The organism is Microlunatus ginsengisoli, assembly GCF_039537205.1.
Taxonomy (GTDB): domain Bacteria; phylum Actinomycetota; class Actinomycetes; order Propionibacteriales; family Propionibacteriaceae; genus Microlunatus; species Microlunatus ginsengisoli.
In genome coordinates this window covers 1-21,982 of sequence record NZ_BAABAB010000003.1, presented here as the reverse complement: position 1 = coordinate 21,982, position 21,982 = coordinate 1, and the positions used below count along the sequence as shown (strand labels likewise).

General features: G+C 70.6%; 25 protein-coding genes. 13 read left to right on the top strand and 12 right to left on the bottom strand.

What is annotated here, in order from left to right; all coding sequences use genetic code 11:
• The first annotated feature begins 77 nt into the window (after nt 1–77).
• The 5 genes from ABD747_RS01370 to ABD747_RS01350 all read left to right on the top strand — a co-directional run bounded on the left by ABD747_RS01370 (nt 78) and on the right by ABD747_RS01350 (nt 5,205).
• Nucleotides 78–812, top strand: coding sequence for a type 1 glutamine amidotransferase (locus ABD747_RS01370; protein ID WP_344801411.1), 735 nt, complete (start codon nt 78–80; stop codon nt 810–812).
• 30 nt (nt 813–842) lie between these two features.
• Nucleotides 843–1,814 carry a flavin reductase gene (locus ABD747_RS01365; protein WP_344801273.1) on the top strand — a complete coding sequence of 324 codons (972 nt, stop codon included), beginning with the start codon at nt 843–845 and terminating at the stop codon, nt 1,812–1,814.
• A 138-nt stretch (nt 1,815–1,952) separates the two neighbouring features.
• Entirely contained in the window at nt 1,953–3,638 is a 1,686-nt protein-coding gene (locus tag ABD747_RS01360) for an AMP-binding protein (RefSeq protein WP_344801272.1), read from the top strand.
• Between the two features lie 38 nt (nt 3,639–3,676).
• Nucleotides 3,677–4,246: an NADPH-dependent FMN reductase gene (locus tag ABD747_RS01355; RefSeq protein WP_344801271.1), complete on the top strand. Its 570-nt coding sequence runs from the start codon at nt 3,677–3,679 to the stop codon at nt 4,244–4,246.
• A gap of 17 nt (nt 4,247–4,263) precedes the next feature.
• Complete coding sequence (locus tag ABD747_RS01350) at nt 4,264–5,205, top strand: ring-cleaving dioxygenase (protein ID WP_344801270.1); 942 nt, start codon at nt 4,264–4,266, stop codon at nt 5,203–5,205.
• 76 nt (nt 5,206–5,281) lie between these two features.
• Here ABD747_RS01350 and ABD747_RS01345 read toward each other — a convergent pair whose 3' ends face one another.
• Both ABD747_RS01345 and ABD747_RS01340 read right to left on the bottom strand, forming a co-directional pair.
• Entirely contained in the window at nt 5,282–6,046 is a 765-nt protein-coding gene (locus ABD747_RS01345) for a hypothetical protein (RefSeq protein WP_344801269.1), read from the bottom strand.
• Between the two features lie 5 nt (nt 6,047–6,051).
• Nucleotides 6,052–6,411, bottom strand: a complete 360-nt coding sequence (locus ABD747_RS01340) for a hypothetical protein (protein ID WP_344801268.1) — start codon at nt 6,409–6,411, stop codon at nt 6,052–6,054.
• Nucleotides 6,412–6,518: 107 nt separating this feature from the next.
• On the opposite strand from ABD747_RS01340, the gene ABD747_RS01335 reads away from it, so the two are divergent.
• Nucleotides 6,519–7,358, top strand: a complete 840-nt coding sequence (locus tag ABD747_RS01335) for an Fpg/Nei family DNA glycosylase (RefSeq protein ID WP_344801267.1) — start codon at nt 6,519–6,521, stop codon at nt 7,356–7,358.
• Nucleotides 7,359–7,365: 7 nt separating this feature from the next.
• Here ABD747_RS01335 and ABD747_RS01330 read toward each other — a convergent pair whose 3' ends face one another.
• Genes ABD747_RS01330 through ABD747_RS01320 form a run of 3 tightly spaced genes read right to left on the bottom strand, consistent with a single transcriptional unit; the run spans nt 7,366 to nt 8,803 of the window.
• Nucleotides 7,366–7,920: a TIGR03086 family metal-binding protein gene (locus tag ABD747_RS01330; protein WP_344801266.1), complete on the bottom strand. Its 555-nt coding sequence runs from the start codon at nt 7,918–7,920 to the stop codon at nt 7,366–7,368.
• Entirely contained in the window at nt 7,917–8,420 is a 504-nt protein-coding gene (locus ABD747_RS01325) for an SRPBCC domain-containing protein (protein WP_344801265.1), read from the bottom strand. The genes ABD747_RS01330 and ABD747_RS01325 overlap by 4 nt, the downstream gene beginning before the upstream one ends.
• Nucleotides 8,417–8,803, bottom strand: coding sequence for an ArsR/SmtB family transcription factor (locus ABD747_RS01320; protein WP_344801264.1), 387 nt, complete (start codon nt 8,801–8,803; stop codon nt 8,417–8,419). The genes ABD747_RS01325 and ABD747_RS01320 overlap by 4 nt, the downstream gene beginning before the upstream one ends.
• Before the next feature lie 239 nt (nt 8,804–9,042).
• On the opposite strand from ABD747_RS01320, the gene ABD747_RS01315 reads away from it, so the two are divergent.
• Nucleotides 9,043–10,206 (top strand): ROK family transcriptional regulator, encoded by a 1,164-nt coding sequence (locus ABD747_RS01315; protein WP_344801263.1) that lies wholly within the window; start codon nt 9,043–9,045, stop codon nt 10,204–10,206.
• Here ABD747_RS01315 and ABD747_RS01310 read toward each other — a convergent pair whose 3' ends face one another.
• Together ABD747_RS01310 and ABD747_RS01305 are read right to left on the bottom strand one after the other, a co-directional pair.
• Complete coding sequence (locus tag ABD747_RS01310; protein ID WP_344801262.1) at nt 10,207–11,613, bottom strand: hypothetical protein; 1,407 nt, start codon at nt 11,611–11,613, stop codon at nt 10,207–10,209.
• 124 nt (nt 11,614–11,737) lie between these two features.
• Nucleotides 11,738–12,100: a DUF1330 domain-containing protein gene (locus ABD747_RS01305; protein WP_344801261.1), complete on the bottom strand. Its 363-nt coding sequence runs from the start codon at nt 12,098–12,100 to the stop codon at nt 11,738–11,740.
• Nucleotides 12,101–12,233: 133 nt separating this feature from the next.
• Here ABD747_RS01305 and ABD747_RS01300 point away from each other — a divergent pair, with 133 nt between their 5' ends.
• Nucleotides 12,234–13,460 (top strand): MFS transporter, encoded by a 1,227-nt coding sequence (locus ABD747_RS01300; protein ID WP_344801410.1) that lies wholly within the window; start codon nt 12,234–12,236, stop codon nt 13,458–13,460.
• A gap of 12 nt (nt 13,461–13,472) precedes the next feature.
• Here ABD747_RS01300 and ygiD read toward each other — a convergent pair whose 3' ends face one another.
• Both ygiD and ABD747_RS01290 read right to left on the bottom strand, forming a co-directional pair.
• Nucleotides 13,473–14,336 (bottom strand): 4,5-DOPA-extradiol-dioxygenase, encoded by an 864-nt coding sequence (ygiD, locus tag ABD747_RS01295; RefSeq protein ID WP_344801260.1) that lies wholly within the window; start codon nt 14,334–14,336, stop codon nt 13,473–13,475.
• Nucleotides 14,337–14,389: 53 nt separating this feature from the next.
• Nucleotides 14,390–14,791 (bottom strand): DUF4232 domain-containing protein, encoded by a 402-nt coding sequence (locus ABD747_RS01290; RefSeq protein ID WP_344801259.1) that lies wholly within the window; start codon nt 14,789–14,791, stop codon nt 14,390–14,392.
• Between the two features lie 13 nt (nt 14,792–14,804).
• On the opposite strand from ABD747_RS01290, the gene ABD747_RS01285 reads away from it, so the two are divergent.
• A complete protein-coding gene (locus tag ABD747_RS01285; protein WP_344801258.1) occupies nt 14,805–15,074 on the top strand; it encodes a hypothetical protein in 270 nt (89 codons plus the stop codon).
• Nucleotides 15,075–15,078: 4 nt separating this feature from the next.
• On the opposite strand, the gene ABD747_RS01280 is transcribed toward ABD747_RS01285, so the two are convergent.
• Nucleotides 15,079–16,068, bottom strand: coding sequence for an NAD-dependent epimerase/dehydratase family protein (locus tag ABD747_RS01280; protein WP_344801257.1), 990 nt, complete (start codon nt 16,066–16,068; stop codon nt 15,079–15,081).
• A gap of 31 nt (nt 16,069–16,099) precedes the next feature.
• Nucleotides 16,100–17,272, bottom strand: coding sequence for a DUF3048 domain-containing protein (locus tag ABD747_RS01275; RefSeq protein WP_344801256.1), 1,173 nt, complete (start codon nt 17,270–17,272; stop codon nt 16,100–16,102).
• Between the two features lie 134 nt (nt 17,273–17,406).
• Between ABD747_RS01275 and ABD747_RS01270 the strand changes: the two genes are divergently transcribed.
• Nucleotides 17,407–19,407 carry a maleylacetate reductase and hydroxyquinol 1,2-dioxygenase domain-containing protein gene (locus tag ABD747_RS01270; protein WP_344801255.1) on the top strand — a complete coding sequence of 667 codons (2,001 nt, stop codon included), beginning with the start codon at nt 17,407–17,409 and terminating at the stop codon, nt 19,405–19,407.
• 22 nt (nt 19,408–19,429) lie between these two features.
• Here ABD747_RS01270 and ABD747_RS01265 read toward each other — a convergent pair whose 3' ends face one another.
• Nucleotides 19,430–20,443, bottom strand: a complete 1,014-nt coding sequence (locus tag ABD747_RS01265) for an FUSC family protein (protein WP_344801254.1) — start codon at nt 20,441–20,443, stop codon at nt 19,430–19,432.
• Nucleotides 20,444–20,576: 133 nt separating this feature from the next.
• On the opposite strand from ABD747_RS01265, the gene ABD747_RS01260 reads away from it, so the two are divergent.
• From ABD747_RS01260 to ABD747_RS01250, 3 genes are read left to right on the top strand one after another with little or no spacing between them, the layout of a single operon-like run.
• Nucleotides 20,577–21,038, top strand: a complete 462-nt coding sequence (locus ABD747_RS01260) for an SRPBCC family protein (RefSeq protein WP_344801253.1) — start codon at nt 20,577–20,579, stop codon at nt 21,036–21,038.
• Nucleotides 21,035–21,403: an ArsR/SmtB family transcription factor gene (locus tag ABD747_RS01255; protein WP_344801252.1), complete on the top strand. Its 369-nt coding sequence runs from the start codon at nt 21,035–21,037 to the stop codon at nt 21,401–21,403. Before ABD747_RS01260 ends, ABD747_RS01255 begins: the two co-directional genes overlap by 4 nt.
• 20 nt (nt 21,404–21,423) lie before the next feature.
• Complete coding sequence (locus ABD747_RS01250; protein WP_344801251.1) at nt 21,424–21,870, top strand: SRPBCC family protein; 447 nt, start codon at nt 21,424–21,426, stop codon at nt 21,868–21,870.
• Nucleotides 21,871–21,982 lie beyond the last annotated feature (112 nt).

The following is a 21,982-nucleotide window of genomic DNA, read 5'->3' as shown; positions in this document are numbered from 1 at the left end:
GAACGATAGCGGCTGGCGGCGCCGATCACAAGTCCCCGGCGAGCGCACTTGCCATGATCGTTCGGGTCCGAACTATAATGCTGCGGGTGCGCGTCCTGGTGATCCAACACGACCACATCTGCTTGCCGGGCTCGGTCGGCGAGCGCTTCGCCGAGCGTGGCTACGAGCTGGCCGTCCACCAGGTGGTGGAGGCCGACCGGTTCGACACGCCGAACGTGGACACCGACTTCCCGGACCCGGCCGCTTTCGACGCCGTGGTGGCGATGGGCGCGCCCTGGTCCGCCTACGACCACGACGCCGTCGGCTCCTGGGTGCTGCCCGAGCTCGACCTGCTCCGCCGCGCGGACGCCGAGTCCGTGCCCGTGCTGGGGATCTGCTTCGGCGGCCAACTGCTGGCCCTGGCCCACGGCGGCTCCGTCGACCGCTCGGCGACGCCGGAGCTCGGCTGGGCCGAGATCGACTCCGACGACGACGCGCTCATCCCGTCCGGACCGTGGTTCCAGTGGCACTACGACCGCTGGCAGACACCGGCAAAGGCCCGGGAGGTCGCGCGGAACGACAGCTCGCCGCAGGCGTTCGTGCTGGGCCGCAATCTGGCCGTGCAGTTCCATCCCGAGATGACGTCGGAGATCCTGGCCGGCTGGTTCGCAGCGGGTGGGACGAAGGATGCGGCGGCATTCGGGCTGGACGCCGAGGACGTACGTCGGCAGACCCGCGAGCGCGACGTCGCCAACCGGCAGCGGGCGCACCGGCTGGTGGACGCGTTCCTGGACCGGGTCGCCACCGGCGACGAGGCGGACGCGGGCCGATGAGCGAGGGACTCGAGTGAGTGGGGGCGTCCGGTGAGCGACTCCGGCGCATTCCGCCAGGCCGCGGGTCAGTTCGCCTCCGGCGTGACCGTCGTGACCACGCATGCCGCGGCCGGGATGTACGGGGTGACCGCCTCCTCGTTCGCCTCGCTGTCTTTGAACCCGTTGCTGGTCAGTGTGTCGATCAACCGGTCCAGCCCGCTGCTCGGCTTCGTCCGGGAGGCCGGGTCCTATGCGGTCAGCGTGCTGTCCAGCGGGCAGCAGCCGACCGCCGACTACTTCGCCCGGCGCGGGCGGGTGCCCGAGCCGGCTGGCTTCCGGGAGGTCCCGACCAGCGCGATCGAGACCGGCGCGCCCGTGGTCGACGGTGCGCTCAGCTGGTTCGACTGCGCCGTGGAGGACATCCTGCCGGGCGGCGACCACGAGATCCTGGTCGGCCGGGTGGTCGCCGCCGGCGGCCGGGCCGGCGAGCCGCTGGTCTACTGGGCGGGCGGCTATCGAGAGCTCAGTGCGAACGAGCAGGAGGGATCCGGCGCGCGGGCGGCGGACCGGCTGTCCAACGCCGCGGACGGGTTGGCGGTCGCGCTGCACCTGCTGGGCGTGGGCGTCGAGGAGATGCTCGACGCTCAGCGCGGAGTCGAGCCGGCGCTGGCGGCGCTCGCTGCGGTGCGCGGGACACCGGCGGACTGGGACCGGCTCGACGACCTGGTGCGGCGCTCCGAGCGGCTGGTGGACAAGCCGGACGAGTTCAACCGGCTCGCGCTCGGCTTCCACGGCGCGATCGCCGACATCGCCGACAACCGGGTGCTCCGGGCGACGTTGTCCGGGCTCGGTCTGGTCCAGTCGGGCCACTACCGCGATCGCGGCAGCCCGGCCTCGGCGAGGGCCGCGGTCGCGGCCCACCGATCGCTGCTGGGCGTCCTGCGCGACGGCGATCCGGACGCCGCTCGCGCCGCGATGGAGTCCCATCTCGCGGCGGTCCGCGGGCAGCTCCAGGTGGGCTGAGCGATCCGGACGGGCTTCCGGTGAGCCGAGCCGCGTCCGCGTCGGCTCACGACGTCGCGGCCGGGCCGTGACAAGTTCCCCGCACTGAAGCAGACTGCGAGGTGGCAGTCGTCCAACGAGGGGGCGGGGGAGTCGACGATGAACCGGACCGGCACGGAGCGTCCGAGCGGGCAGCCGCCCGAACTGCCCTCGTACGTCAGCGGAACGTCCACGGTCCCGCTGCTCGGCGACACCATCGGAGCGAACCTCGACCGCACCGTCCTCAGAGTCGGTGAGCACGAGGCGCTGGTCGAGTGCGTGAGTGGCCGCCGGTTCAGCTACCCGGAGCTGGTCGCCGAGGTCGACGCGTGCGCGCTCGGGCTGGATGCGCTCGGGGTGGCGAAGGGAGACCGGGTCGGCATCTGGGCGCCGAATTGCGCCGAGTGGGTGTTCGTCCAGTTCGCCACCGCCAAGCTGGGCGCGATCATGGTCAACATCAATCCGGCCTACCGAACCCACGAGCTGGCGTACGTGCTGAAGCAGGCCGGCATCTCGGTCTTGATCAGCGCGGTGTCGTTCAAGACCAGCGACTACCGGGCCATGGTGGCGCAGGTCCGGGCCGACTGCCCCGACCTGCACGAGGTGATCTTCATCGGCGAGCCGGCCTGGGAGCGACTGATGCAGACCGGCCGGGGCCGAGACCGCGGGCTGCTCGCCGAGCGAGAGACCCAGCTGTCCGCCGACGACCCGATCAACATCCAGTACACCTCCGGCACCACCGGCTTCCCGAAGGGCGCCACGCTCACCCACCACAACCTGCTCAACAACGCGTTTTTCGTCGGCGAGGGCTGCGGCTATACCGAGGACGACCGGGTCTGCATCCCGGTTCCGTACTATCACTGCTTCGGCATGGGAATGGGAAACCTCGGCAGCACCACCCACGGGGCGACCATGATCATCCCGGCGCCGGGGTTCGACCCGGCCCTGACCCTGAACGCGGTCCAGGACGAGCGGTGCACGTCGCTGTACGGCGTGCCGACCATGTTCATCGCCGAACTGGGTCTGCCGGACTTCGCGGACTACGACCTGTCCAGCCTGCGGACCGGCATCATGGCGGGCTCGCCGTGCCCGGTCGAGGTGATGAAGCGGGTCGTCGAGGAGATGGGGATGAGCGAGGTGACCATCTGCTACGGAATGACCGAGACCTCGCCGGTCTCCACCCAGACCGGGGCGGACGACGACCTGGACCGGCGGACGTCCACCGTCGGCAGGGTGCACCCGCACCTGGAGGTCAAGATCGTCGATCCCAGCAACGGGTTGACGATGCCCCGCGGTGAGACGGGGGAGTTCTGCACCCGCGGCTACTCGGTGATGCTGGGCTACTGGAACGAGCCGGAGAAGACGAGGGAGGTGCTGGACGCGTCCCGGTGGATGCACACCGGAGATCTCGCCGTGATGGACGCCGACGGCTATCTCAACATCGTCGGGCGGATCAAGGACATGGTCATCCGGGGCGGTGAGAACGTCTATCCCAGGGAGATCGAGGAGTTCCTCTATACCCACCCCGACGTGGTCGACGCCCAGGTGATCGGCGTCCCGGACGAGCGCTACGGGGAGGAGCTGATGGCCTGGGTGCGACTGCGACCCGGCGCCGAGCCGCTGACCCCCGAGCGGCTGCGCGAGTTCTGCACCGGCAAGGTGGCGCACTACAAGATCCCGCGCTATGTCAAGATCGTCGACGAGTTCCCGATGACGGTCACCGGCAAGATCAGGAAGGTCGAGATGCGCCAGATCTCGGTCCAGGAGCTGGGCCTGGAATCGGCCGCCGCCATCAGGAACGCCTGACGTCCAGCGATCGGAGCACTCCGGAAAGGACATCCTCAATGACGTACCAGGTCGGCTACTTCATCGGCAGCCTGTCGTCGGCGTCGATCAACCGGACCCTGTCCAAGGCGCTGATCAGGCTGGCGCCGGAAGATCTCAGCTTCACCGAGATCCCGATCGGCAACCTGCCGCTCTACAGCCCCGACTACGACAGCGCCTACCCACCGGAGGCGACCGCGCTGAAGGAGGCGATCGCCGGATCGGACGCGGTGCTGTTCGTCACGCCCGAATACAACCGATCGATCCCCGGCGCGCTGAAGAACGCGATCGACTGGGCGTCGCGGCCGTGGGGCAAGAACTCGTTCCACCACATCCCGGCGGCGGTAATCGGTGCCTCGCCCGGACTGATCGGCACCGCCGTCGGGCAGCAGAGCCTGCGAGCCGTGCTGGGGTTCTGCAATGCTCGGCAGATGACGTCGCCGGAGGCGTACATCCAGTTCAAGCCGGACCTGTACGGAGCCGACGGCGAGGTCTTCGACGAGGCGACGGCAGCTTTCCTGAGCGCGTTCATGGCGGAGTTCCGCGACCATGTCGCGCGAGTGTTGACGGTGCTGCCGCGGCCCGCGTAGCCGTCGTGGAGGGGATGATGACGCCAGTTCAGCCGCACGGGCTCCACCATGTGACCGCGATCGCCACGGATCCGCAGGCCAACGTGAACTTCTACACCCGCACGCTCGGGCTGCGGTTGGTCAAGCAGACCGTGAACTTCGACGCCCCGGACAGCTATCACCTGTACTACGGCGACGAGCACGGCACTCCGTCCAGCCTGCTGACCTTCTTCCCCTGGCCGGGCGCGGGCCGCGGCCTGCAGGGTGCAGGGATGACGACCGCGACGGCGTTCAGCGTTCCCGGCGCCTCCCTGGGTTGGTGGCAGGAGCGCTTCAAGACGCTCGGCGTGGACGCCGACGCGCCTCGCACCCGAGACGAGGAGGAGGTGCTCAGGTTCCGTGATCAGGACGGCATGGTGATCGACCTGGTGGCCTCTGACGGCGACGCTCGCTCCGGCTGGGACGGCGTCGGCGACATCCCGGCCGAGCACGCCGTCCGGGGCCTGCACGCGGTCACCCTGTCGGAACGGCTGCTGGACCCGTCGGCGGACATGCTGACCTCGATGCTCGGCATGGACCTGGCCGGCGAGGACGCTGCCCGGGCTCGGTTCGGGATGGCCGGCGGCGGCACCGGTGCGCTGGTCGACGTGCTCGGCGGCGTCGACGACCCCGGCCTGCAGGCCGGCGGCACCGTTCACCACATCGCCTTCCGGGCGCCCGACTTGGCGACCATGGCGTCCTGGCGGGAGGAACTGGTCGGCCAGGGCGTTGCTGTCACCGAGATCTTGGACCGGCAGTACTTCAAGTCGATCTACTTCCGCGAACCAGGCGGCGTGCTGTTCGAGATCGCCACCGACGCCCCGGGTTTCGCGGTCGACGAGCCGCTGCTCGAGCTGGGCCGGGCCCTGAAGTTGCCGCCGTGGCTGGAGCCCAGTCGCGAGCAGATCGCCGCCGCCTTGCCGCCGTTGCAGGTTCCGTGACTGACGCGTTTCCGCCGCTCGATCGGTGAATCCGGCCCTACAGCGGGCTCAGGGCGGTTCGAGCGGCGGATTCGCGTCAGCGCACGTCGACGCAGTCGCCCTTGCTGGTGCCGCGGGCGGTGCTGGCGCTGCCGGTGAGGACGAACCGGAAGCAGCCGTCCCGCTTCGCGGTGATCTTCGCCTTCAGTGAGCCGTCGCGGGCGCTGGTCACGGTTGCCACCCGGTGATAGGTCCCCTTCGGGGATCGCCACTGGAGCTCGACCTTCTGCTTGCCGGGGCCGGCATAGTGCAGGGTCTGCCAGTCGGCGCGCCGGACGCTGCCGCGGACGGTGATGGTCTTGCCCTTGCGCACCGGTTCCGGCGACGCGTCGGTGGTCAGCCGCGACGCCCGGACCACGCTGAAGTCCGGACCCGGCGCGTTGGGGGTGGTCGCACCCCAGACCGAGATGAAGGACTGCCACCGGCCGGCCTCGGAGTTCGGCAGGCTGCCGGGGCTGATCCGCAGCCCCGTCTCGTACGTCGTCACGCCGTTGCTGCTGCCGGTCGGCGCGAGGTCGTAGCTGTCGACGAAATCCGGGCCGTAGAGCCCGGCCTCGACCCGGTCGATCCGGCAGCCGTTGGTCCGGACCTTCGTCGTGATCGTGATGCCCTTCGGCTCGGCCACGCCGACGACCACCCGCGTCGGCGTGATGGTGGTGCCGACGATGGTGGCGGGGATGAGGCAGCCGCTCACCGCCTCTGCCGCCGGGGTGGGCGCCAGGGCGCCGGCCGCGGCCGCCAGCACGGCCAGCGCCACCGCTGATCGGCGCCGTGTGGCGCCCGGTTCGATCATGCTGCTCATCCAGGTCAGCCGCAGGTGTAGGTGACGCCGTTGACGACGTGCTGTCCCGGGCCGAGGTCGCGGCAGGCATCGACGGCGCTGCCGATCGCCAGGCCGCCGACGACGATCGCGACCAGCACACCGAGGGTGGCGAGCCCGCCCACGATGGCACCGATCATCGCCGGCACGTTGCCGAAGCCGGCCCGCTTGGAGCGGCGGAGTGCGACCAGGCTGAGGATCAGGCCGACCAGGCCGACGAACGGCGACAGGATCAGACCGACGATGCCGAGGGTGCGGCCGGGGTCGGCGGTGGCGGACTGGTAGGACGGGTAGGCGCTCGTGGCGCCGTACGGCGTGGTGGGCATCGGCCCCATGGTGTTTGTCATGGGACAACCTTGGGGCCGGTCGCTTGGGGTCGCCTTGGACCGGACTTGGGCTCGATCTGTCGGTGCCGGGTGGCAGACTGCGCGCGTGCGTACGATTGCTGACCTCGATGCCTGAGGGCCACACGCTGTATCGGCTGGCCCGGGATCTCGCGGAGGCATTCGGTGGTCGGGTGGTGCGGGCCAGCAGCCCGCAGGGCCGGTTCGCCGCCGATGCGGCGCTGATCGACGGCACCGTGCTGGTCGGGGCCGAGTCCGGTGGCAAGCACCTGTTCGTTGAGTTCGCCGACGACCGGTTCGTGCACGTGCACCTGGGCCTGATCGGCAAGTGGGACGTCCGCCGGGGCCCGGCGCCCGAGCCGGTCGGGGCCGTCCGGCTGCGGCTGGACAACGGCACGGCCTATGCCGACCTGCGCGGCGCGATCCTCTGCGACCTGGTCGGTCGCGAGCGTCGGGACGAGGTGATGGGCCGGCTCGGCCCGGACCCGCTGCGTCCCGACGCCGACCCGGAGCGCGCCTGGCGCCGGATCCAGCGCAGCGACCGGGCGATCGGCGACCTGATCATGGACCAGGAGGTGCTGGCCGGCGTCGGCAACGTCTACCGAGCGGAGGTGCTGTTCCGGCACCGGATCGACCCACTGCGCGCCGGCCGCACGCTGCGCCGCTCCCAATGGCAGGCGATCTGGGACGACCTGGTCGCCCTGCTCGCCGAGGGGGTGCGGACCGGCCGGATCGACACCGTGCGGCCGGAGCACACGCCGGAGGCGATGGGCCGGGCCGCCCGCAAGGACGATCACGGCGGTGAGGTGTACGTCTACCGCCGGACCGGGCAGCCCTGCCATGTCTGCGGGACGACGATCCGCACCAAAGAGCTGAAGGGCCGCAACCTGTTCTGGTGCCCACGCTGCCAGCCCCGCTTCCGCTCTCGGGCCAGGGTCGGCGCCGCCTGAGTCGCGGTCAGCGTCCCCAGGCCGGATCGCGGCCGATGAACCCCATCAGGCGGTCCTGCACGGGTGCGTCCTCGGCCACCGGCACCTTCGGGCCGTACTGCCCGGACTGACGCAGCATCTCCTCGATCGGCTCCATCCCGGCGAGCACCTCGGCCGCGAACGCCGGGTCGAGGGTGTCGTCCTGACCGGTCGCCCGGGCCAGGTCCCAGGTGTGCAGGAACACGTCGGTGGTGTAGAACATGTCGATCGCCGACCCGAGCCGGTGCGTGCCGACCTGGGGATGGCTGAACTCCTGCTCCGACTCCGGTCCGTCCAGCAACGCCTGGACCGCTGTCACGTGGGCGTGCCAGGCTCCGGCGGGATCGTCCTCGACCTGCGGTCCGTCGGTGTCCAGCAGGATGCCGCCGCCCGCCAGGAAGCCGGGTAGCCAGCCGACCAGGTGGCCGACCACGTCCCGCGCGACCCAACCGTCGACCGGCGCCGGCGCCTGCCAGTCCCGTACGCCATCCACGCGGCGGGTGAAGCCGGCGGCGACGGCCGCGTGGTGCTCGGCGGGAGTCATCGGACTCCCTCGGCGGGCGAGCCGTCCCGGGCAAGAAGGGCGTCCAGCTTGGCGTAGCCCTCGTTCACGCCGACCTCCATCCCGCTGCGCAACCAGGCGTCACGGCTCTCGAACGAGTCGACCAGGGACTGCGCGTGCAGCCGGGTGCGGCCGTCGCCGAGGTCCTCGAAGCGCAGCGTCTCCAGCGAGACCTCCTCCGGCATGCCCTCCCAGGTGAAGGTCTGCACGATGGCGTCGTCGCCGATCCGGTGGAAGCAGCCGCGGAAGCCGTACTCCTCGCCGTCGCGGAGTGCCACATAGCGCCAGCTGCCGCCGTCGCGGACGTCCCAGACGTCGATCCGGTTGTCCATCCCGTCGGGCCCGACCCAGCGGCTGAACAGCTCCGGATCCAGATGCGCACGCATCAACTGGGCCGGTGTCGCGGCGAAGTCGCGGGTGATCCGGATCACCGGGAGTTTCTCGTCGGCCTCGATGGTGGCCTCGGTGAGGGTGGTGTTCATGACGACTTTCCCTTCTGTGGTTGAGCCTTCTGTGGTCGGCCGGTCGGCAGGTCGGCCGGTGGTGGGTCGGTGAGTTCGGCCAGCACAGCGTCCAGGCGCCGGTAGCGTTCCTCGGCCTGGCGCCGATAACGCTCGATCCAGGCGGTCATCAGGTCGAACACCTCTGCCTCCAGATGGACGGGCCGGGTCTGCGCCCGCCGGCTGCGGGTGACCAGGCCGGCGTCCTCGAGCACCTTGAGGTGCTTGGAGACCGCCTGGATGCTGACCGCGTACGGCTCGGCGAGCTGGTTGACGGTGGCGTCGGCGACGGTCAGCCGGGCCACCATGTCGCGCCTGGTCGGGTCGGCGAGTGCCGCGAACACCCGCGAGAGCTGATCAGCCATGACCTTCCTCAACTGTCCGGTTGAATAGACGGTAGCCTCGACCCGCACCCATTGTCAACCATCTGGCTGAATACGCCCCCCCGCCCGCTCCCGACTCCGGAAACTGTGCAGCTGTTGCATCGACACGCCGGCGACGGCTGCAACAGCCGCACAGTTTCCTGGGGTCGGGGGCGGCTAAGGTATTGCCAGGAGTCCTAACCAACAGGCGTGCTAGCCAAAATTGGCAGGGGAGTGACCTGGTGATCGAGCTGGAGCAGGTGCCGCTGGCGTCGCTCGACCTGCTGCGGCAGATCACCGATCGGCACGTGATCGATCAGCTGCTGACCGAGCCGACGCTGACCCGGGCCGAGATCGCGGCGCGCACCGGCATCTCCAAGCCCACCATCTCCGAGAGCGTACGTCGGCTGGTCGAGGCGGGCCTGCTGGCCGAGGCCGGCCAGCAGCAGAGCGGCCGGCGCGGTCGGGCCGGTGTCGGATACACCCTGCGCGACGATCTCGGCATCGCGGTCGCCCTCAGCGCCGGGCCGGACGGGCTGATCGCGGAGACTCTCGACGTCCGAGGTCAGGTGCTGCGCCGGGTGCAGCGGGAGACCTCGGCGCCGGTCGCCGCGGCCCAGCTGGACCCGCTTCTCTCCGACCTCGTCGACGACGCGCTGGTCGAGCCTCCGGGCCGGGTGCGGGCCGCCGCACTCAGCGTCGCCGGACCGGTCGACCGCGCGTCCGGGCGCCTGGTGCACCTGCCCGACTCGCCGTTCCTGGTCGACGAGCTCGACCCTCGGCGCCTGCTCGGCGACCGGCTCGGACCGGAACTGGTGGTCGACAACGACGTGAACTGGGCCGCGCTCGCCGAGCACCACTCCGGCGCCGCCGGCGACCTGGCCGACTTCTGCTATTGCCACCTCGGCCACGGCCTCGGCGGCGCGGTCGTCCGGGACGGGGAGATCGTGCGCGGCAGCGAAGGGCTGGCCGGTGAGATCGCGCACGTGCTCACCGCCGGGCCCGGTGGGCGGACCATGCGGCTGGTCGAGTGCTTCGGCGCGCTGGACCTGCTGCAGGCCGGGTCGGCAGCCATCGACGTGGACCGGGTGAGCGACGTGCTGACCGGGCGTACGGTCGCGAGTCGCCGCCGGCGCGACGCGATCGTCGAGGCGGTCGCGGGTGTGATCGGCTCGATCTCGGCGCTGCTGGATCCGGCCGGCATCGTCGTCGGGGGACCGTGGAGCGCAGCGGCCGACCTGGTCGACCGGCTGGCACAGCGGGTGGGCGAGGTGTCCGTCATCGCGCTGCCGGTCCGGCTGGCCGCGCTCGGGGAGGAGGCCCCGCTGCACGGCGCACGGCTGGCCGCCGTCCGCGACGCCCGGAACTCCCTCGTCGGCCCGCTGGCCCGCGAGATCGCCGGCTGATCAGCGGCTCTCGAGCCGGGGTAGCCCGAAGATCGGTGCGACGAAGTCGTTGTAGATCCAGAACAGCAGCAGCAGGATGCCGACCACCGACCAGAGCCCCCACCGCCGGCGACGCAGCCGCCGGCCCCGTTCGGACACGGTGTTGGTCGCAACCTGGGGCGGACCGTCGCCGCCGAAGGAGAAGACGGGGTCGTGGTACGGTGCGCCCGGTCCGGCTGCACCGCCGCCCGCCGCGGACGGCGTGGGGGAGCCACCCTGAGCCGCGCCCGCGGTGAACAGTGACAGCAGCACCGACCCGGTGGTCGAGCGAGGCGTCGAGGCGCCACCGCCGGCTCCCGCGCTCGGCCCGCCAGCGCCCGACCCGGCGCCGGTGCCGGGATCGGTCTCCAGCGTGGCGAAGTCGTCGGTGTAGCGGCCGGTCCGTCGCACCGTCCGGGCGACGACCGTCTCGACCACCTCCACCAGCCAGTCGTAGGTCCGGGGGTTCAGCAGGTCGAACCGGCTGCCGTAGATGAACATTGTGTCGTCCACGATCTCCACGTCGTACGTTCCCAGCCGGTCGATGAACAGGGCCATCAGGTCCGGGGCGAAGATGTAGAAGGCGTCACGGCCGTAGTCGCTGGGGGCGTACAGGGTGAACTTGTCGTCGAACTCGCCGCCGAGCGAGAGCCGCTGGTCCCGCGCCAGGTCGATCGGCAGGTTCGAGGTCTTGATCCCGAACACGCTCTTGTTGTTGGCCTTGGCGTCCAGCAGCATGTGCGGCAGCCGGCGGTCCAGAGTGATGGCCACGTAGCCCCAGCCGAACACCCGGTCGTTCTTCCGGTCCTCGGAGGCGACCGTGTAGCGATAGTTGCCGATCTCCACCCGGCGTCCGCCGGTGGTGCCGAGCCGGCGCTCGATCGTCCGCTCCGAGCCGGTGCCGAAGATCACCCCCGGGTAGGACGGCGCCTCGTCGTGGCCGTAGCGCAGGTCGTTCGACGCGGCGAAGCGGGTCAGCCTGAACGCGGCCTGCCACCACCAGCGCGGAATGCGCCGGCGGACCAGGGCGATGATCACTCGGACGTAGCCGACGACCACCCCGAGCAGCACGACCACGATGAAGCCGACGATGACGAGATTGAGCGGGAAGGGCGCCTCGTTGGTGAATCGCCAGATCGCGTCGACCAGTGACGCCCGACCCTGGGACAGGATGTAGAGCATCGCGACCAGCGGGATCGAGGCGACGACGATCTGCATCACCAGCTCCGAGATCGGCGTCTGCCGCAGCCCGGTCGTCATCCGGCTCCACGGCGCCTTGCTCGCTTTCGACTCGGCGATGAACGCCGTCAGGCTCTGATCGTCGACCGGGGCGGTCAGCGCGGCGGTGTCGAGCCGCGGGCGCGACGCGGACGGATACGGTGCACTCACGACGACCTCCAGGTGAGACGGATCGGCGACGTCGGTGGATGCACCGAAGGGCTTCCCCCGAAGTCCTCCACCGTGATGCCAGAGCGGGCAGCTCGGCGGCAGATACGTGCAGGGTCCCAGGTTCTCAGGTCACCGGCCGGCGCGCCAGCATCTCGGCCAGCCCCTCGGCGGCGCGATAGTGCTCGGGAACGCCGTCGGCGAGCAGCGCGAAGGCCCGGCTGTTGCCGGTCCGCAGCGGGAGGATCTCCTGATAGGCGGGGGAGTCGTACCACTGCGTCGCGGATCGCCGGTCCGGGAACGCGATGACGATCAGCGCCGTCCGGCCGGACAGCTCACCCTCGACCAGCGTCGGCCCCGGTTGGTGCACGAGGAACCGGCCGCCGTACGGGTCCAGCGTGGCGTCGATCTGCCTCAGGTACTCGATCAGGTCCGCGCCGAAGTGCAGGTCCTGCAGCAGCGCCACCGCGTACGTCGGCGGTTCCAGCATCGTTTTCTCCTCGTCTCGCGAGTGTGGTTCAATCGAACTCAATCGTTTCAGTCGATGCCCGTCCGTCGGTCGATGCCGCCCGCGGACCGGATCGACCTCCATCCTGTCGGAAGGACCCGCCGTCGTGTCGCCGATGCGGACCGTCCTGAGCACACCGTTCCTGCGGGCGGCGTTCCTCGCCCTGTTCCTGTCCGGGATCGGTGTGTCGGCCACGACCCCGCAGCTGACCCTGTTCCTGGTCGACGACCTCGGCGCGTCGGTGCCGGTGGCCGGGCTCTACTACCTGGTCAACTTCATCGCGCCGTTCGTGGGCTACTGGCTCGGCGGGCTGTCCGACCGGCAGCCGGACCGGCTCCGGCTCTACCGGATCTGTGCCCTCGTCGGCGGTCTCGGCTGGGTCGCGATGGCCCTGGCCACCCAGATCTGGATGCCGTTCGTGATCGCCGCCGTCGCGCTCAGCGTCTCCGGCGGCTCGATGGGCCAGCTGTTCGCGGCGGCCCGCGACGACCTGACCCGGCGCCGGGTCCCCAACGCCGATCGGCTGATCGCCACGCTCCGGATGGCGTTCACCGCGGGCTGGATCCTCGGCCCGGTGCTCGGCAGCTGGTTCGGCGCCCAGTTCGGTCTCCGGCCGCTGCTGCTCGCGACGGCTGTGCTCACCGCCGGTCAGATCGTCCCGCTGGGCCGGATGCGGGTCCCGCGTCACGACCTGGGGGCGGGCAGCGCGGCCGCGCCGGAGATTTCGTTCCCGATCGCCGCCCGCAGCTCGCGGATCCCGCTGTTCGCCTTCGTCGGTTGCTGCGTGCTGGTGATGAACGGTGACACCATCAAGTTCGCTTACCTCCCGCTCTATATGGCAAACCAGCTCGGGGTCTCCGACACCGTCCGCGGCGCCGTGATCGCTATCCAGCCGCTGGTGGAGTTCGCCCTGATGCCGGTGTTCGCGTGGCTGGCCGGCCGGATTCCTGCGATCCGGGTGGTCGCGCTCGGCGCCGCGTTCGGGGTGGCAGCGAATCTCGTCTATGCCACCAGCGACCACGTGCTCGGCCTGTTCGTGGGCCAGGTCTTGATGTCGGCGCTGTGGGCCGCGATCGCGGGGCTGGGGGTGACCGTGGCCCAGCAGCTGTATCCGGAGGGCGTCGGGCTGGCGTCCTCGGTGTTCATGGGGTCGATCATGTTCGCCGGTGGGCTCGGCGGGGCGATCGGGGGACTGGGTACGGCCCTGCTCGGGCTTCCGCACGTCTTCTTCGTCGCCGCCGGTTTCGGCCTGCTCGGCACCGTCGGTCTGCTGCTCACCGACCGGCGCTACCGGCCGAGCGAGCGAGCCTTCGACGTCGCCCTGACCGAGGCGCGCTCGTGAGCCGGACGAGGCTCAGATGTTCGCTCCGTCGTAGGGCACCCCGTCCGGCAGGGCGGCGGCCGGCTCGGTGCCGTCCGCGGCACCGGGACAGTCCAGGTCGAGGGTGTACGCGGTCATCGACAGCGAGCCGTACGCGTAGCCGTCGACCAGCACGTCGGCTCCCTGCTTCGCCGCACCCGCCAGACCGGCGACGTACAGCAGCGGGATGTAGTGGTCCGGCGTCGGCACCGCCGATCGGAAGTCCCGGTGCCCGTCCAGCGCCGCGGTCTCGGTCGGCTGTTCGGCCATCGTCGCCTTGACCTGCTCGTCGAACCGCTCGGCCCAGGCGAAACCGCCGTCGGGTAGCTCGGCACTCATCCCGGCCAGGTTGTGCACGACGTTGCCGCTGCCCACGATCAGCACACCTCGCTCGCGCAGCGGCGCGAGCCGCGCGCCGAGGTCGAGGTGATAGTCGAACGGCTTGTCGGCGTTGATGCTCAGCTGCATCACCGGGATGTCGGCGTCCGGGAACACGTGCATCAGCACCGACCAGGTGCCGTGGTCGATGCCCCAGCTGTCGACGTCGGCGCCGACCCAGGTCGGGTGCACGACGTCGCTGACCTCCTCGACGAAACCGGGCAGGCCCGGCGCCGGATACTGCACGTCGAACAGCGGCTGGGGAAAGCCGTAGAAGTCGTGGATCGTTCGCGGCCGTGGCATCGCCGTCACGGCGGTGGCGTTGATGTACCAGTGGGCCGAGACGACCAGGATGGCGCGCGGCCGGGGCACGGCCCGGCCCAGCGCGTGCCAGGCCTGGGTATAGCGGTTGTCGGCCAGGGCGTTCATCGGATTGCCGTGGCCGATGAACGCGGCCGGCATCAACGGGTTCTCGCTCACCGCACCAGCATCCTTCATCGTGCCGGCGCCGACCAGAAGGCCCCGGCCGTTTCTCAGCCGGAGGTGCCGACCGGGGCGATCTGCAGCAACTTCGCACCGCTCTTGCGACAGGCCGGCGTGCTGCGCGCGACATAGCTCGCCGCGGTCTGGTTCGGGACATAGATCCGGAACCCGTCGGCGGTGGCAGGGTCGCAGTCGGCACTCGCGTAGTTGCCGGCCTCGGCCACCTGCAGCAAGGCGGTGGTCTGCTTGCCGGGTCGGACCGTGATCTTGCGTCGCTGATCGGATTGCACCCGGACGGCGGCGGCGCCCAGTTGCGCGCCGTTGCCGTCACCGACCAAGGAGACGCCCGGCCAGCCGTACAGGGTGCAGCTCGTGGAGCCGGAATTGCGGAACGTGATCAACAGGTAGTTGCTGCCGGCGCCCGCGCCGCCCTCCGCTTCGGTGACACCCACGGCGAGATCGCCGGTGGTGCACGGTGCCGGTGCGCTCGGACTGCCGGCAGACGACGGACTGCCCGACGACGATGTTGAAGGGGCGGACGATGTTGAAGGGGCGGACGACGTCGAAGGGGCGGACGATGTCGACGCAGCGGGGGAGGCCGCGTCGGTGGTGGCTGCGGCGCTCGGTCCGGCACTGGGTGACATCGGCACGCAGGCGACCGTGGCGACCATCAGCGCCGCGACGCACAGACCGTGCGCCACCGGACGTCGGGAGATGATCATGTCACCACGGTAGGGCCTCAGAAGGCGCGAGCCCCGGCGACGAGCCGGTCGAAGACGGCGTCCAGGTCGGCATCGGTCACCCGGGCATCCGGATTCGCGTCGAACCAGGCGATCTGCTCCCGCGCCCCGTCGTGGTAGGAGATCGTGGTCGCGAATTCGGGCACCAGCGCCTGCACCTTGCTGCAGTCGAACACCATCGAGTGCGCCTTGTCGCCGACCAGTCCCGGTCCGATCTCCGGCGCGACCGTGGCGATCGTGTCACTGGCCACGTGCACCAGCTCCGGCTCGACCCCGGCCGCCTCACCCAGCCAGGTGTAGATCTGGTTCCAGGTCGGGGCGTGGGTGCCGGTGATGGTGAAGTCCTCGCCGATCGCCGAAGGATGGCCGAGCAACCCGACGAACGCGACCGCGAAGTCGTCGGCGTGGGTCAACGTCCACTGCGACGTCCCGTCGCCGTGCACCACGACCGGCTTCCCGGACCGCATCCGGGCGACGTCGGTCCAGCCGCCGGTGGTCGGCAGCAGGGTCTTGTCATAGGTATGCGACGGGCGCACGATCGTCGCGGGGAAGCCGCGGTCCCGGTAGGCGGCGACCAGCAGGTCCTCGCAGGCGATCTTGTCCCGGGAGTACCGCCAGAACGGGTTGCGGAGCGGCGTCGACTCGGTCACGGGCACCCGCGACGGCGGCTTCTGATAGGCCGAGGCGGAGCTGATGAACACGTACTGCCCGGTCCGGCCGGCGAACGTCTCGATGTCGCTGCCGACGTGCTCGGGCAGGAACGCCCGGAACTGCGCCACCACGTCGAACTCGCGGTCACCGACCGCAGCGGCCACGGCCGCGGGGTCGGTGGCGTCGGCGACCAGCGTCTCGACCTCCGCCGGCAGCGCGCGGGCGCTGCTCCGGCCTCGGTTCAGGACCGTCACCCGGTGGCCGCGGTCGACCGCGAGCCGGACGCTGGAGGCGCTGATCACGCCGCTGCCGCCGATGAACAGGATTCGAGAGGTCACCCGGGCATTGTCACACCCGATGCCTCCGTGTTCAGCCCTTGACCTTGATCTTGGCCTTGACGTCGGGGAGCTCGACGTAGGTCTGGCCGGGCGCCATCTTGAACGGCGTGCCGTCGGCCAGCGTGAACTGGAACGGCTCTTGCACCTTGCCCTTCGTCCACGTGCCGGTCACGTAGTGGCCCCGGTTGAAGTAGAAGAAGGTGCCCTCGCCGTCGATGATCGCGTACAGCGGCTCGTCGTGGCCCTTGCCCTTGTAGATCTTGCCGTAGCTCTGCTTGGACTTGATCACCAGCACGTTGTCGGTGCTCACCCGGGTGCCGTCGGCGAGCACGTGCGGACCCCACGGCATGTTGCGCTTGTAGCGCTTGGTCTTGGCATCGTAGGTGTAGCTCATCCGGTAGTTCTGTCCCTTGTACGGGATGCTCATCGACGTCGCCTTCTTGCCCTGCGCCGCGCTGACCTCGTTCTCCTCCGACGCCCAGGGGAAGTACGGCTGCGGCGGCCCGTCGGCGAACCGCTTTGTCTGCTTGGCGAGCACCGCCGGATGGCAGGTGGTGGCCCGGTCGTAGTAGGTCTGCCCCTGGAACGTATAGACCCGGGACTGGTCGGTGCCGTAGGAGCCCGTGCCCCGCGTGTTCATGTACGAGAGCATGCCCTCGAGGTGCTTCTTGTTGTGCTTGACGTAATTGATCACCCAGGGGGCGGCGCCGGTGTTGCCGATCACCGCATGGATCGGGCTCAGCAGCGGGATGTCGACCGGCCGGATCGAGCGCGCCGGCTCGACCGTGTCGGCCATCTTGGAGTGGAACACCGGCATCAGCCGGGTGCCGCTGTAGCCGGAGGCGTCGCGGTAGCCGTCGAGCTCGACGAAGACGATGTCGGCCTTGTCCAGCCCCCGCTGCGGATGCTCGTACTGGTTGTCGGGGACCTTCACCGCGACCGCGACGTGCTCGGCCTTGTGCTGATCCTTCAGCAGCCGGCCGGTCAGCGGCCAGCGCGGCCGCGTGTCGACCGACGGCGACGGGCTCGGCTCGGGCGTGGGGGTGGGAGTGCTCGCCGTCGAAGCGGCGGCGCTCGTTGCCGCCGGGACCGGCTCCGCGGACGGCTTGGCCCGCGACGTGGCTGCCACGCCGACCCCGACGCCGGCGCCGACCCCGATGCCGACGATCGACAGCAGCGCGGCGCGGCGGCTGATCTTCGCCATTCAGGTCCTCCGTCCGGGGTGCTGGGTTCGCGGCAGCATCCATATGCTAGAGGCGAACAACGCTTTGCACCGAAACGACGGTGCACAGGTCGACGTGTCGGCACGCCCCTCGCGGGCTGGTGCACACTGCTGTGGTGAGCGTCGTGACGAGTTTCTCGCACGTCTCGCTCGGTCAGCGGGTGATCTTCGGCAGCGGCGCCGCGGGTGCGAATCTCGCCGCCGAGGCGGAGCGGCTGGCCGCGAGGCGGCCGCTGGTGATCGCGTCGGTGCGCGAGCGGACCCGGGCCGAGGTGATCTGTGCGGGGCTGGCCGGTGTGGCGTGGTTCGACGACGTCCGCCCGCATGTGCCGGTCGGCGTTGCCGATGCAGCCCGCGCGGCCGCAGCGGAGCACCGGGCGGATCTGCTGGTCTGTGTCGGTGGCGGCTCGACCACCGGTCTGGCCAAGGCCGTGGCGTTGACCAGCGGGCTGCCGGTGGTGGCCGTGCCCACGACGTACGCCGGGTCGGAGGCCACCGACGTCTGGGGCCTGACCGAGGACCGGACCAAGACCACCGGCAGCGACCCGCGGGTGCTCCCGGTTGCGGTGATCTACGATCCGTCGCTCACCCTGACCCTGCCCGCGGAGGAGTCGGTGGCCTCCGGCCTGAATGCGTTGGCGCACTGCATCGACTCGCTCTGGGCACCCGCGGGTGACCCGATCAACCGGGCCCTCGCACTGGAGGGTGCCCGTGCCCTGGCCCGGGCGCTGCCGGCGATCCACGTCGCGCCGGACGATCTCGCCGGTCGCGAGCAGGCGCTGTACGGCAGCTATCTCGCCGCCGCCGCGTTCGCCTCGGCCGGGTCCGGCCTGCACCACAAGATCTGCCACGTGCTCGGCGGCACCTTCGGCCTGCCGCACGCCCAGACCCATGCGGTGATCCTGCGCCACGTGCTGGCGCTGAACGCGCCGGCGGTGCCCGAACTCGCCGGCCGGCTGGCCGACGCGCTCGGGTCGGAGAGCATTCCGCTGCCGCTCGGGTCGCCGCCGGAGGGCGATCCGGCGGTCCGGGCGATCGAGGCGCTCAATGCTCTGTACGGCGCGGTCGGGGCCCCGACCCGGCTGGCCGACTACGGGTTCTCCGAGTCCGGCATCGGCGAGGCGACCCGGCGGATCGTCGCCGCCGCGCCGGCGTCGAACCCGGTGCCGGTGACCGAGACCGCGATCGCCACCCTGCTGGCCGCCGCGCTGACCGGCGAGGCGCCCGGTGCCGGTGACGCCGCGACCGAGCAGGCGCGGCGCGAGGCGGAACTGGTGCGGCAGGTGGTGGACAGCTTCGCCCGGACGCCCGATCCCCGGCTGCGCCTGCTGCTGCAGGCGCTCACCCGGCACCTGCACGCGTACGTCCGCGAGGTCCGGCTGACCGAGCCGGAGTGGCAGCGCGCGATCGCCTTCCTCACCGACGCAGGACATCTCACCGACGAGCGGCGCCAAGAGTTCATCCTGCTCTCCGACGTTCTCGGGATCTCCATGCAGACCATCGCCGTCAACAACCCGGCCGCCGCTGATGCGACCGAGGCGACGGTCTTCGGACCGTTCTTCGTCGCGGACGCACCGGCGATCGAGCAGGGTGGCGACATCGCCGGCGGCGCCGCCGGGATGCCCTGCTGGGTAGAGGGAACGGTCAGCGACACGGACGGAAACGCGGTGCCGGGGGCCCGGATCGAGGTCTGGGAGGCCGACGCGGACGGCTTCTACGACGTGCAGTACGGCGACGGCAGAGTCACCGGCCGGGCCCACCTGGAGAGCGACTCCGACGGCACCTACCGGTTCTGGGCACTGCAGCCGACGCCGTACCCGATCCCCGACGACGGGCCGGTTGGCCGGCTGCTGGCGGCGGCGGACCGCTCACCGGTCCGGGCCGCCCACCTGCACTTCATGGTCACCGCGCCCAGATATCGCACGCTGGTCACCCACATCTTCGTCCGCGACGATCCGCAGCTGGAGATCGGCGACTCCGTGTTCGGGGTGAAGGAGTCGTTGATCTCCGACTTCGAGGCCCAACCACCCGGCACGCCGGCACCGGACGGCCGCGATCTCGGCGGCGCAGCCTGGTCGCGGACCCGGTTCGACATCGTGCTGGCGCGGCTGGGCTGAGGCCGATCCGTCGTCGCCCGGGTCAGGCCGGCGCATCGGCCGGACGGCGCCTGGAGCGCTCGGCCGCGCGTGGGATCCGCTTGATCAGCAACGGGATCAGAACGCCGTAGAACAAGGCGATCGCGATGCCGATCAGTGTCTCGGCGTTGCGCTCGGCGAAGCGCCACGCGCTGTCGGTGGGGTGATCCCAGAGCAGCAGGATGAACACGACGAACGTGGTGAACGCCGGCATCACGTACCAGCGGCTGCCCTGGGTGGCCGACATGCAGCCGAGAGCCACGGCGACCGCGACCCCGATCAGCCAGCCCGCCGGTCCGAACTGGATGAAGCTGCTGCCGAGCAGGCCGCCCAGCAGGACCGAGCCCGCCCGGCCCAGCCCGCGGGCGACCAGAGCGGTCGTCACCGGCCGCATCACCAGCAAGGCGGCGCCGCAGATCCAGCCCTTGTGGTCGAGCTGGAACGCGAACCCGCCCGCCGCCGCCGTCGCGCCGGCCAGCCCGAGCAGGGTCCCGTAGGTGATCGCCTGGGGCGTGCTCATCCGACCGGCCGGGCGCGGCGCCGTGGGCCGCTCCGGCCAGAGCAGCGAGACCAGCCAGGCGTACAGGCCGCCGACCACCATCACCACCGCGACGCCGAGCACGGCATCGACCGCGAAACTCAGTCCGATGCCGACCAGCGGCGCGGCGAGCAGCATGGCCAGCGCGCCGCCCTTGACCCGGCTGGCGGCCAGCGCGGCGCCGAAGCCGAAGACGAACAGGCCGGGCACCGCCGTTGCTGCGTGCTGCCCGATCAGCGCTCCGATGGCGAGGCTGATCGCGGCGACAACGGAGATCACCAGGCTCAGCACGCGTGTCCGGCGCACCGGAAGCACACCCGCCGCCGCGGCCGGAAGCATCCCGACGGCGGCGCCGAGCCCCAGCTGGGTGTCGAACGGCATCGCCACTGCGGCCGGGAGCGCGAGCACGAGGCCGAAGCCGAACCGCGACCAGGCCCAGGCGATTCGCGGTGGGCCTGCCCTTGCCGGCGTGCTCGACACGAGGGCCAACGCTACTCGGCACCGCCGGATCCGTGCCCTGGCTTCGAGCCTTGTCGAAACGCGCAACTAATAGTTGCCTATTGGTGAGGCGACCGCTAGGCTGATCTGCAACCGAACGTTGCAGGAGGCGGGCATGGAGCTGCGGACCATCGAGCGTGAGCTGTACATCGCGGCATCGCCCGAGATCGTGTTCGACGTGATCAGCAGCCCTGAGCATGTGCGCGAGTGGTGGCCGGACGAGGCGCACTACGAGGCCGTGCCGGGGGCACGCGGCGAGATCGTCTTCGGCGACCCAGAGGTCGACGGAGGGGTAGCCGCGTTCACAGTCCTCGAGGTGGAGCCGCCCCGGACGTTCTCGTTTCGCTGGACGCATCCGGCCGACGAAGCGGCGGCGGCTGGCAACTCGCTGCTGGTCACGTTCGACCTGACACCATCCGGGCCGGGGACGCTGCTCAGGATGACCGAGACTGGCTTCCGGGAGCTGGGCTGGGAGGCCGCGGTGCTCGAGCAGCAGTATCGCGAGCACGTGACGGGCTGGGACTACTACCTGCCCCGGCTCACGGCGTACGTCGGTCGCTTGGACGCCAAGCCGTGACGGCCGCGCCGCCGGTGGACGTCGACGACGACCTCTGGTCGGCGATCGGGGACCCGACCCGGCGCCGGCTGCTCGACCTGTTGCTGGTCGACGGATTCGGCACCGCGACCACCCTGGGTCGCCAGCTGCCGATCACGCGGCAGGGGGTGGCGAAGCATCTCGCGGTGCTCGACCGGGTCGGTCTGGTCCACGGGAGCGCGGCCGGCCGGGAGCGTCGCTATCGGGTCGACGAGGCGCAGCTCGGCCGTGCCGTCGCCCAGCTGTCGTCGGTCGGATCCGCCTGGGACGCCCGACTGCACCGGATCAAGCGGATGGCCGAGGCCATCCAGGCGGAAGCCCCACGGGCCGAGAGCGAAGAGAACTGAACCAGACAAGGAGAATCGAGATGGTTGACATCAGGCACCGGATCGGCGTCGTGACCCCCGACCCGACGAACGTCTACGACGCGCTGACGACGATCGACGGACTGTCGGGCTGGTGGACCGACGAGACGAGCGGTGACCCGGACGTGGGCGGCACGATCGAGCTCCGCTTTCCGCCGGTCGGCGGCTTCGACCTGGAGGTGCTCGAGCAGAGGCCGGGGGAGCGGGTGCGCTGGCGCGTCCTGGCCGGGCCCGACGAATGGATCGGCACGACCATCGACTGGCAGCTTCGCCAGGACGGCGACTACACGATCGTGCTGTTCGAGCACCGGGGCTGGCGGGAGCCGGTGGAGTTCATGTCCCACTGCAGCACGAAATGGGGCTCGTACCTCATGAGCCTGAAGTCGCTGGTGGAGACCGGCACCGGCGCGCCCGCTCCGCGGGACGTCCAGATCAGCGACTGGCACTAGACAGACACGCCTTGGGCGTCGTCCGATCGGGGGACATCGGGTTCAACCCCTCCGTCGGCCATCGGGCCGACTGTGCGCAGGCGTGATCGGCCGCAGAGTTGATCACGTCGGA

What these genes read in the sequence shown, in the direction of transcription:
- ABD747_RS01275 (WP_344801256.1), bottom strand. Translation starts at nt 17,272, where the DNA reads ATGGCGAAGATCAGCCGCCGCGCCGCGCTGCTGTCGATCGTCGGCATC.
- ABD747_RS01360 (WP_344801272.1), top strand. Translation starts at nt 1,953, where the DNA reads ATGAACCGGACCGGCACGGAGCGTCCGAGCGGGCAGCCGCCCGAACTG.
- ABD747_RS01260 (WP_344801253.1), top strand. Translation starts at nt 20,577, where the DNA reads ATGGAGCTGCGGACCATCGAGCGTGAGCTGTACATCGCGGCATCGCCC.
- ABD747_RS01320 (WP_344801264.1), bottom strand. Translation starts at nt 8,803, where the DNA reads ATGGCTGATCAGCTCTCGCGGGTGTTCGCGGCACTCGCCGACCCGACC.
- ABD747_RS01345 (WP_344801269.1), bottom strand. Translation starts at nt 6,046, where the DNA reads ATGAGCAGCATGATCGAACCGGGCGCCACACGGCGCCGATCAGCGGTG.
- ABD747_RS01325 (WP_344801265.1), bottom strand. Translation starts at nt 8,420, where the DNA reads ATGAACACCACCCTCACCGAGGCCACCATCGAGGCCGACGAGAAACTC.
- ABD747_RS01335 (WP_344801267.1), top strand. Translation starts at nt 6,519, where the DNA reads ATGCCTGAGGGCCACACGCTGTATCGGCTGGCCCGGGATCTCGCGGAG.
- ABD747_RS01250 (WP_344801251.1), top strand. Translation starts at nt 21,424, where the DNA reads ATGGTTGACATCAGGCACCGGATCGGCGTCGTGACCCCCGACCCGACG.
- ABD747_RS01370 (WP_344801411.1), top strand. Translation starts at nt 78, where the DNA reads ATGCTGCGGGTGCGCGTCCTGGTGATCCAACACGACCACATCTGCTTG.
- ABD747_RS01330 (WP_344801266.1), bottom strand. Translation starts at nt 7,920, where the DNA reads ATGACTCCCGCCGAGCACCACGCGGCCGTCGCCGCCGGCTTCACCCGC.
- ABD747_RS01350 (WP_344801270.1), top strand. Translation starts at nt 4,264, where the DNA reads ATGACGCCAGTTCAGCCGCACGGGCTCCACCATGTGACCGCGATCGCC.
- ABD747_RS01355 (WP_344801271.1), top strand. Translation starts at nt 3,677, where the DNA reads ATGACGTACCAGGTCGGCTACTTCATCGGCAGCCTGTCGTCGGCGTCG.
- ABD747_RS01305 (WP_344801261.1), bottom strand. Translation starts at nt 12,100, where the DNA reads ATGCTGGAACCGCCGACGTACGCGGTGGCGCTGCTGCAGGACCTGCAC.
- ABD747_RS01340 (WP_344801268.1), bottom strand. Translation starts at nt 6,411, where the DNA reads ATGACAAACACCATGGGGCCGATGCCCACCACGCCGTACGGCGCCACG.
- ABD747_RS01300 (WP_344801410.1), top strand. Translation starts at nt 12,234, where the DNA reads ATGCGGACCGTCCTGAGCACACCGTTCCTGCGGGCGGCGTTCCTCGCC.